The sequence below is a fragment of the Tannerella forsythia genome, assembly GCF_003860135.1.
Lineage (GTDB): Bacteria > Bacteroidota > Bacteroidia > Bacteroidales > Tannerellaceae > Tannerella > Tannerella forsythia_A.
This window is the reverse complement of the sequence record NZ_RQYN01000072.1, coordinates 1-9,528: the sequence shown is the minus strand read 5'-3', so window position 1 is coordinate 9,528 and position 9,528 is coordinate 1. Positions and strand designations below refer to the sequence as shown.

Genomic DNA, 9,528 nt, shown 5'->3' with positions numbered 1-9,528 from the left:
GTTTCTTGAACCAACCATTAATCGGTCTTTGTCCATGCTGATATCAAAGTTAGTAATTATTGAATTATTTACAAACGCACAAATGTACGACCATCATGTTTGGTATACCCCTGTTTCGTGTACTCGAAAAAATATGAACATTCGCAATATTTCCTATTATAATTTTTTGATTTGAAATAGGGTGTGTAAGTGAGTGTGAATACTAAGAATCGGTCAAACAGTCTCTCTCAGAGATGCCGTTTGTTGAATTTGTAACAGAACAGATTGGGATAATATTACTAAGTGTTCGGGGTTCATTTTGCAATATCCATCCAATTATTGTTACTTGGCATGGCTTATCGTTGTATGAACCCGGGGCAAGACACAGGGAATTAAGGTATGAGCCGAAAACTTTTCTTTGCAGGGCCTAAATTCAAAATTATCTGTTACATTTGCAGGTCGTAAGATTTCGCCAGAGCATGGAGATTTCAGCTAAACAAAAAGAATTCATCAGGTTTTGTGTCGTCGGAGGATTGGCTACGGGCATTCATTACGGCATTTATTTGTTGCTCAATAAGGTGATGAATACGACCATCGCCTTTTCCATAGGGTATATCATCAGTTTCTTTGCCAACTTTTTATTATCGAATTATTTCACGTTCAAGACAAAACCTTCGGCCAAGAAAGGTTTTGGTTTCGCGGGAAGTCACTTGATTAATTATGTATTGCAGGTAGGGTTTTTAAACTTGTTTCTCTATGCAGGTATCCCCGAGAATATCGCGCCTCTGCCGGTATACGCCATCACCATTCCAATCAATTTCGTACTTGTACGTACTGTTTTGAAATCTAAACGACTGTAAAATGAAAAAAGTATCCGTTTTAATCCCTGCGTACAACGAGCAAGAATCTCTTTTGATGCTTTACGAGAGGCTCCGGGCGTTGATGGATGCGCACACGGAATACGCGTGGGAGGTGATATTTGTTAATGACGGTAGCCGGGATCATACGCTTGTGCTGCTCGCGCAGTTACACGAGAAGGATTTGCGCATCAACTACGTTGACTTGTCGCGCAATTATGGCAAAGAAGTCGCCATGCTTGCCGGATTCGATTATGTTACGGGGGACTGTATGGTGATCATGGATGCCGACTTGCAGCATCCGCCCGAACTGATCCCTGAGATGCTCGGTTATTGGGAGGAAGGCTATGACGATGTCTATGCGCGGCGTCGTACGAATGAAAAGGAATCCTTTTTGCGAAAAAACTTGAGACGTATCTTTTACGCGACGCTACGAAAAGCGGCTCATATGCCGATCCAACAAGATACAGGCGATTTCCGTCTGCTGGATCGAATCTGCATCAATGCTATGAAACAGTTGCGTGAGTCGCAGCGTTACACGAAAGGAATGTTTAGTTGGATCGGGTTTCGTAAAAAAGAACTTTTATTCGATCAGCAATGTCGGATAGCGGGAGAAAGCAAATGGAGTTTTTTTAAGCTACTAAATCTTGCTGTAGAAGGGATTACGTCTTTTACAGTAGCCCCCCTGCGTATTGCTTCCGTATCAGGAGCCATCGTCTCGTTGCTGGCGTTTATCTATGGAATTTACATTTTTGTCACCAATCTGATTTACGATGATCCGGTCGACGGATTCCCTACCATCATGGTGACTATCCTCTTTTTGGGAGGAGTCCAACTGCTTTCTATCGGGATTATCGGCGAATATCTCGGACGTATCTTCAACGAAACCAAAAAACGTCCCGTTTATTTTGCCCGTTCGTATAACGGACAGAAAATCGGGTAATCTTTCCCTTCAGGCGGAGGAGTGCACGCCGTCTTTTTTATAAACTGCTTGGATTGTTGGAACTCTTGTGCCGAACTTCGAAAGATGAACCTGTCTCTTTTGTGCATGGGATGTTGGAGGATAGAGTAAGGCGAAGATTCGTTTCTTGCTCAATTGGGAAAAGGTTTTATAGCTTATGTAAGAAGTTGATTTTGTGTCCGCAGATACAAAAAGAAAAAGAGCTAAACTTTTATTGTTCAGCTCTTTTTGCTCTTCCTCTTGGACTTGAACCAAGGACCCTCTGATTAACAGTCAGATGCTCTAACCAACTGAGCTAAGGAAGAGTGTTGTTCTCTTAAAATTGCGGTGCAAAGATACGGCTATTTTCGAAATATGCAATATATTTGTGCAAAAAAAATTTTGAGTAGATGAAAATTATTGGAATTGGGAATGCATTACTCGATGTTTTGTTGCGTCTGGAGAGCGATACGACGCTGGAAACTATCGGAATAAAGAAAGGAGCGATGGATTTGATCGACGAAGTGACGATGCGATCGATTCAGCGTGAACAGTCAGGATTGGAACGTTCGGAGGCACCGGGCGGTTCGGTATGTAATACGACGCGTGCGCTTGCGTTGCTGGGTGCTTCGGTCGGTTATATAGGTAAGGTAGGCTCGGATGCGAACGGCCGTTTTTATACACAGGCGATACACGATGCAGGTGTAACCCCGCATATCGTGCAAACGGACGGTATTTCGGGATGCTGCACGATACTGATGTCGCCCGACAGCGAACGGACGATGGCGACTTTTCTCGGTCCCGCAGCTACACTGACGGCCGAAGAGATTACCGATGACGTATTACGTATGTATAACTGTCTTTATATGGAAGGCTACCTGATCTCGAACGAACGACTGTTTTATCCCATCCTGCGTCGTGCGAAGAAGTTGGGATTGAAAATTGCGCTTGATCTGTCGAACTTTAATATCGTTCACGGGTTTTATGAGATGTTGCATCAGGTCATTCCCGAATACGTAGATATTCTTTTTTCGAATGATAGCGAAGCCGAGGCTTATACCAGCCTTGCTCCGGCTGAGGCCATTCGTGAGATCATGAAAGATGTTGAATACTCAGTGGTGACCGTCGGGAGAGACGGAGCATTGGCCGGACATCAAGGCGAAACAGTACATGTACCGGCCTTGAGTCATGCACCAGTCGATACGACCGGAGCGGGCGATAACTTTGCCGCCGGATTTTTGTACGGGTATTCGCGGGGGGGATCGTTGAAGCAGATGGCTTCGATCGGTGCCGTGATGGCCTCTCATGTGGTCGAGACCGTTGGACCGCAAATTCCGGCCGATCGCTGGCAACAAATAAAGTTAAAAGTAGGGGAGATTCTATCGTAGGCGTGGCGGAAATGCCTACTTTTGCATGCCTATACATTATATAATATACACAACAGCACATGTCACGATTAAAAAATACGCTGCTCCTTTCTCTTTCGTTGGCACTGGGAGGCGTTAACGTCGAAGCTCAGCAGGGGAATCGCTTTGAAGTCAGCAAACAGTTAGAGATTCTCAATGCGCTTGTAAAAGAGGTCGATATGTTTTACGTCGACTCGGTCGAGGTCGATAAGATGGTACGCCGTGGCATCGATGCCATGCTGAAAGGGCTGGATCCGTACACGGAATACTTCCCCGAGCAGGAGATGGACAATATGAAAATGCTGATCACCGGTGAATATGGCGGGGTAGGGGCTTATATCCGTTCTCGCGATGGCGGAGTGATCATCACCGAACCGTTTGAAGGGATGCCTGCGGCTCTGGCCGGTCTCAAGGCCGGCGACAGGATTCTGGGCATCGATACGGCAGATGTTACGAAGGCCACGAGCGAACGCGTGAGCGAATTGCTCAAAGGCGTTCCTAACTCGAAAGTAGTATTGAAAATTCAACGTCCGGGCGAAAAGAAACCGCGCAAATTCGAAGTGATACGCAAGCAGGTGATGCTTAAACAAGTTGTGCATTACGGTGTTTACGGCGATCGTACGGGATACATCTACCTTGACGGGTTCAGGGAAAAGAGTGCGCAGGAGGTAAAAGAAGCTTTCGAAGACCTGAAAAATCGTCATCAGATTACCTCGTTGATTCTCGACCTGCGCGATAATGGCGGAGGGTTATTGCCCAGCGCCGTTCAGATTGTGAATTATTTCGTCCCGAAAGGGCGGGAGGTACTCTCGACGCGAGGCAAAATCAAACAGTGGGATCGCACGTATCGCACTACGGTCGAGCCGATCGATACGGTTATTCCGATGGTGGTGCTGATTAATGGAAGTTCGGCATCGGCGGCCGAGATCGTCAGCGGAGCATTGCAGGATATGGATCGCGCGGTGCTGGTGGGCAACCGATCGTTCGGGAAAGGACTGGTGCAATCGACACGTAACCTGCCTTACGACGGAAATGTCAAAGTGACGATGAGCAAATACTATATTCCCAGCGGACGATGCGTTCAGCACATGGACTATGCCCATCGCCATACCGACGGAAGTGTCTCGGCTATCCCCGACAGTTTGACTTCTGTTTTTTATACTTCGAAAGGGCGTCCCGTACGCGACGGAGGAGGTGTCCGCCCCGATTTTGAAGTGGAGGAGAAGAAAACGCCAACCATGTTGTATTATTTATTGAGTGATTATACGTTGTTTGACTACGTCACCGATTGGGTGCAGGCACATCCGACTATCGCGCCGGCTGAGGAGTTTGTTTATCCCGATGCGGATTACGAAGTCTTCAAGCAACGTCTGAAAGAGGCGAAGTTTACATACGACCGGCAGAGTGAAAAGGCGTTGAAGAGTCTCAAAGAGGTGGCTGAATTTGAAGGGTATTTAGCCGAAGACACAACGGTTTTTGCGGCGCTCGAAGCGCAACTCAAGCCTGATTTGGAGCGTGACCTCGAACGGTATAAGGAAGATATCAAAAAGCTTATCACAACCGAGATTATCAAGCGGTATTATTATCAGGAAGGTGAGCTTATCGAGAGTCTGAAAGGCGACAAGGCCTTCCAGAAAGCATTGGATGTGTTGGCCGACGAGGCGTTATACCGTCAGACATTGAGTGCTCCTGTGCCTGAGAAGGAAAAAGAGACAGACTCGGTTGTCGACCGTGCGGGCTGAAAGAATGAGATGAGCCTCTTGTTCTTGAACTTTCAAATAATATCATAGATGTTCAGCTCCTTTTATCGGAATGATCTATGTGGAATTTTAATCTATTGGAGGGATCCCTTGTTGCTGGTGATGAAAAATGTTATTTTTTTGTATCGAACGAAGGTGGGTACAACATCGTAACGAACTCCCATATAGTGTTCCAGAGCAACGTTACGAAACTGTAAATCGTACCTTTATCGCCACCACTGCTGATATAAAGACGTCCATTTTGCGTTTGTATGCGAAATCCGTCTTCCGTCAGGCCCGAGACATCTCCCGATCCGATCACGACGTCTCCGGGTTGGGTTGGGAGCCCCACATTGACCGTTGGAAGCTTTACGCTTATGAGCGGAAGAAAGTCCTGTAGCAAATCTGCCGTGAGGAAATTTGTCGCATCATTTTTATTTACGGCGATACGTAATTGCGGTTTGTGATCTTTTACAATTTGTATTTGATTGTGACCGATTCCTATACTCAACCATAAAATCGATACAATAATTCTAATTTTCAGTTATATATATAAGAATATACTCTTATCTTTTGTAAGCATCGGCCACTTGTTCGGCGCAGCGTTCGCCATCGATGGCTGCGGAAACGATTCCTCCGGCATAACCGGCTCCTTCGCCGCAGGGGAAAAGGCCTTGAAGCGTGATGTGCTGCAAGGTTTCTTTATCGCGCAGGATACGCACGGGCGAGGAGGTGCGGGTCTCGACCCCGATCAGGACGGCTTCGTTCGTGAGAAAACCGTGCGATACGCGGTCGGAATGGCGGAATCCTTCGCGTAAACGCGTCGTGATGAACTCCGGCATCCAGAAATGAAGCGGTGAGGCAAGTAATCCCGGTGTATAGGACGAAACGGGCAGATGCGACGAGTTCTTTTTTTGTACAAAATCGACCATGCGCTGGGCGGGAGCCGTTTGGGTCATCCCTCCGCTCAAGCGGCAGAGGCGTTCGAGGCGTTCCTGAAAGTCCATGACGGATAAAACGGGTGGGAGGGAGGCGTCTCCTGCGGGCATGCCGGGGAAGAGACACGCGGGCAGGTCTTCGGGTCTGATTTCGACGACCCATCCGGCGTTGGCCCATTGCGATCCGCGGTTGGAGGGCGACATGCCGTTGACGACGACCTCGTCGGGCGAGGTGGCCGACGGCACGACGAATCCTCCGGGACACATGCAGAACGAGTATACGCCGCGTCCGGCGGCTTGCGTCACGAAGCTGTATTCGGCGGCGGGCAAGTATTTTCCGCGTCCGTCTTTGCGATGGTAACGGATGCGGTCGATCAGTTGCTGCGGATGTTCGAGCCGCACGCCAACGGCAATTCCTTTGGCTTCGATGGGGATGTTTTGTGCTGCGAGGTAACGATAGACGTCGCGCGCGGAGTGTCCGGTGGCAAGGATGACGGGACCGTGGAACTCGCGTCCGTCACGTGTCCGTACGCCTTTTACTTCGTCCGCTTGTAAGAGAAATGCTTCCATGCAGGTTTCGAAATGTACCTCTCCGCCGCAGCGTAAAATCTGCTCGCGCATGTTTTCGATGACGCGCGGGAGTTTATCCGTCCCGATATGGGGATGAGCATCCGAGAGGATGGCTGTGCTGGCGCCATGCTGGCAGAAAATGCGGAGGATGCGATCGACCGAGCCGCGTTTCTTGCTTCGGGTATAGAGTTTGCCGTCGGAATAGGCGCCGGCGCCGCCTTCGCCGAAGCAGTAGTTCGATTCGGGGTCGACCGTGTGTTCACGACTGATCCGGGCGATGTCTATCTTGCGCCGCCGCACGTCTTTTCCGCGTTCGATGACGATGGGGCGCATGCCCAGCTCAATCAGCCGCAGGGCCGCGAACAGTCCGCCAGGGCCTGCACCTACGACAACGGCGGGTTTGGCGGTCGATACGTCGCGGTATTCGATCGGCGTAAATTCAGCGTCTGCCGGTTCTTCGTTGATGAAGGCGCGTACGGTTACATTGACCCAGACCGTACGCTGTCGCGCGTCGATCGAGCGTTTCAGTACGCGCACGCCACGGATGGTTTCGGGTTTCTCGCCCGTTTCGCGGCAGACTACCTTGCGCAACGACGCTTCGTTCGCTGCCTCCTCGGGTAATATACGTAATGACAGTTCTTTGATCACAATTCGAAAGGATTTTACTTTATTCTATAATGTTTTTAGAATCAGTTGAACTTTTTCTCTCAAAGGGGGTAAATCGGTCTCTATGGTAGCCCATACGATCTCATCCCGGATTTGATAATATCCGTGAACTAATACATGTCGCATGCCTATGAGAGCATGCCATTCTATCTCCGAATATTCTTTTTTAAACTCATTCGTCAGCAAGTAGGCTGCCTCGCCTATAATTTCCAGATTCTTAATGATAGCAAAACGCAACATTTTATTTTGCCTGTATGTTTCAAATGTTTGGTTATTCGTAAACTCGAAAATATTATCAATCGCTTCAATGATGTGCAACAAACGTGCTTTATCTTTATTTTTCTCTCTCATATATCAGTATTTTATCGGCATTGGCACTATCTTCGGCGAATTCTTTCAGTTGTCCTTCTTCGACCAAGTCTATCTTTTTATTCAGTAACCGTTCCATCTTATATTGCATAGAGGCATAGGAGAATAAGGTTATTCTTCTTCCTTTCAAAAAACGAACAAGTACATCGATATCACTTCCTTCTTCTTCTTCGTTGCGCGAATAAGATCCAAAAATCCATGCTTTATCTACCGGTTGTGTCCGGAAAAAATCGGATAATTTATCAATCATCGATTTGTCCATATCTTTTTTGTCGTTGTTATGCGGATACAAAGATAATGTGTTTAATTCGCCTGTTAAAATCATCCTTATCCGAATAGCTGCCGGAAGGCTTCTTCTACTTTTCTGACCTGAAGGATCTTCATTTTGCTTTTCAACGCTTCCAAACCTTTCATCTGCGGAACAATCATGTGGGTGAATCCGAGCTTCTCGGCTTCCTGAATGCGCTGTTCGATACGGTTGACCGGACGTATCTCGCCCGAGAGTCCGACTTCGCCCGCCATACACGTGCTGCGATCGATCGGGATGTCCAAACTCGACGACAATACGGCGCTGATCACCGACAGGTCGATGGCCGGATCGCTTACACGCAATCCTCCTGCGATATTCAGGAAAACGTCTTTCTGTACGAGCTTGAAGCCGGCGCGTTTTTCCAGCACGGCCAGCAGCATATTCATTCGCCGGAGGTCGAATCCCGTCGCACTGCGTTGAGGCGTTCCGTACACGGCGCTGCTGACGAGCGACTGGGTCTCGATCAGGAAAGGACGGGCGCCTTCCATCGCGGCCGCGATGGCTACGCCGCTAAGCCCTTCGTGATTCTCGGTCAGAAGCAGTTCGGAGGGGTTTTCGACTTGCCGCAGTCCGCTCTGCCGCATCTCATAGATGCCCAGCTCGGAGGTGCTGCCGAAACGGTTCTTGATGCTCCGCAGGATGCGATACATGTAATGCTGATCGCCCTCGAACTGCAACACGGTATCGACAATGTGTTCGAGAACCTTCGGCCCGGCTATGCTGCCTTCCTTATTAATATGTCCGATCATCAGCACGGGGGTTCCCGTCTCTTTGGCAAACTTCAGCACTGCCGCGCTGCACTCACGCACTTGGGTGATGCTGCCCGGCGACGATTCGGCTCGGTCGGTAAACATCGTCTGGATGGAGTCGATGATCAAGAGATCGGGTTGGAGGTTTTGCGCCTGTACGAAAATCTGTTCGAGATTCGTTTCGCAAAACACATGGCAATTGCCCATATCGGTATCTTTTCCGGCCAGACGGTCGGCACGCATTTTTAACTGTTGAGCGCTCTCCTCGCCCGAAACGTAGAGCGTATGCAGACCTTTCATCTGCAAAACGGTTTGCAACACCAGCGTAGATTTTCCGATGCCCGGTTCTCCTCCGACGAGTACGAGCGAACCTTTCACTAACCCGCCACCCAACACACGATTCAACTCCGCATCGTGCATATCGATACGTGTTTCTTCTTTTGCCGTGACATCGCGCAGCAGCCGGGGCTTCATGCCGTCACGTACGATTCCCGAAACAGCCCGCCATGTGGCAGGTTCTTTTTTTATCAGTTCTTCTACATACGTGTTCCACGCGCCGCACGACGGACATTTGCCGACCCACTTCGGCGATTCGGCACCACATTCGGAACAGATATAGACCGATTTAACTTTAGCCATACGTTCTTTTTTTGAAGAGGTAAAGGTAAGAAAAATATCGAAATATGTTACGCTCTCTCAGGGCAACTGCATCAAATTCCGAGTAGTTCTTTGAGGTCGTTCATCTTTAGAGCGGCCTTGAATAGCCTCTTTTGACTTTGTTGCAACGTTATTGAAGAATAGGGGTTATTGGTATATTTCTCTATGAGCCTGTTTAAATTTATAGGGCATTGTTAAACATATATAGTTATTTCATTGTTTAGCTTTAGAAAAAGAAGTTTTAGGGATATTTCTATCATGTGTTTCGCTTTGCTATAACACTTCCCTTTTCGTTTGAACCTTGCTAAATAATGCCTTATTCTGCTATTATAACCTTCGACTGTATAA

At 48.2% G+C, this 9,528-nt stretch carries 9 protein-coding genes, 1 tRNA gene and 1 pseudogene; 4 read left to right on the top strand and 7 right to left on the bottom strand.

Translation table 11 applies throughout. From position 1 onward, the window contains the following. Window positions 1-458: 458 nt before the first annotated feature. Together EII41_RS12575 and EII41_RS12570 are read left to right on the top strand one after the other, a co-directional pair. Window positions 459-839, top strand: coding sequence for a GtrA family protein (locus EII41_RS12575; protein ID WP_124752409.1), 381 nt, complete (start codon window positions 459-461; stop codon window positions 837-839). Between the two features lies 1 nt (window position 840). After that, window positions 841-1,779: a glycosyltransferase family 2 protein gene (locus tag EII41_RS12570; protein ID WP_124790869.1), complete on the top strand. Its 939-nt coding sequence runs from the start codon at window positions 841-843 to the stop codon at window positions 1,777-1,779. 249 nt (window positions 1,780-2,028) lie between these two features. Here EII41_RS12570 and EII41_RS12565 read toward each other — a convergent pair. Then, window positions 2,029-2,102: transfer RNA gene (locus EII41_RS12565), tRNA-Asn, on the bottom strand. 84 nt (window positions 2,103-2,186) lie between these two features. Between EII41_RS12565 and EII41_RS12560 the strand changes: the two genes are divergently transcribed. Both EII41_RS12560 and EII41_RS12555 read left to right on the top strand, forming a co-directional pair. Continuing rightward, window positions 2,187-3,164, top strand: coding sequence for an adenosine kinase (locus EII41_RS12560; protein WP_124790868.1), 978 nt, complete (start codon window positions 2,187-2,189; stop codon window positions 3,162-3,164). A gap of 59 nt (window positions 3,165-3,223) precedes the next feature. Continuing rightward, window positions 3,224-4,924: a S41 family peptidase gene (locus tag EII41_RS12555; protein ID WP_124790867.1), complete on the top strand. Its 1,701-nt coding sequence runs from the start codon at window positions 3,224-3,226 to the stop codon at window positions 4,922-4,924. A gap of 130 nt (window positions 4,925-5,054) precedes the next feature. On the opposite strand, the gene EII41_RS12550 is transcribed toward EII41_RS12555, so the two are convergent. The 6 genes and pseudogenes from EII41_RS12550 to EII41_RS12525 all read right to left on the bottom strand — a co-directional run. Continuing rightward, window positions 5,055-5,432 (bottom strand): hypothetical protein, encoded by a 378-nt coding sequence (locus EII41_RS12550; RefSeq protein ID WP_124790866.1) that lies wholly within the window; start codon window positions 5,430-5,432, stop codon window positions 5,055-5,057. A gap of 55 nt (window positions 5,433-5,487) precedes the next feature. Beyond that, window positions 5,488-7,077 carry an NAD(P)/FAD-dependent oxidoreductase gene (locus EII41_RS12545; RefSeq protein WP_124790865.1) on the bottom strand — a complete coding sequence of 530 codons (1,590 nt, stop codon included), beginning with the start codon at window positions 7,075-7,077 and terminating at the stop codon, window positions 5,488-5,490. A 24-nt stretch (window positions 7,078-7,101) separates the two neighbouring features. Next, on the bottom strand, window positions 7,102-7,446 hold the full coding sequence (locus EII41_RS12540) for a DUF86 domain-containing protein (RefSeq protein WP_124790864.1): 345 nt from the start codon (window positions 7,444-7,446) through the stop codon (window positions 7,102-7,104). After that, complete coding sequence (locus EII41_RS12535) at window positions 7,430-7,726, bottom strand: nucleotidyltransferase family protein (RefSeq protein ID WP_124752417.1); 297 nt, start codon at window positions 7,724-7,726, stop codon at window positions 7,430-7,432. The genes EII41_RS12540 and EII41_RS12535 overlap by 17 nt, the downstream gene beginning before the upstream one ends. A 65-nt stretch (window positions 7,727-7,791) precedes the next feature. Continuing rightward, on the bottom strand, window positions 7,792-9,162 hold the full coding sequence (gene radA, locus EII41_RS12530; RefSeq protein WP_124790863.1) for a DNA repair protein RadA: 1,371 nt from the start codon (window positions 9,160-9,162) through the stop codon (window positions 7,792-7,794). A 212-nt stretch (window positions 9,163-9,374) separates the two neighbouring features. After that, window positions 9,375-9,528: pseudogene (locus EII41_RS12525) on the bottom strand (IS1 family transposase); the annotation flags it as partial.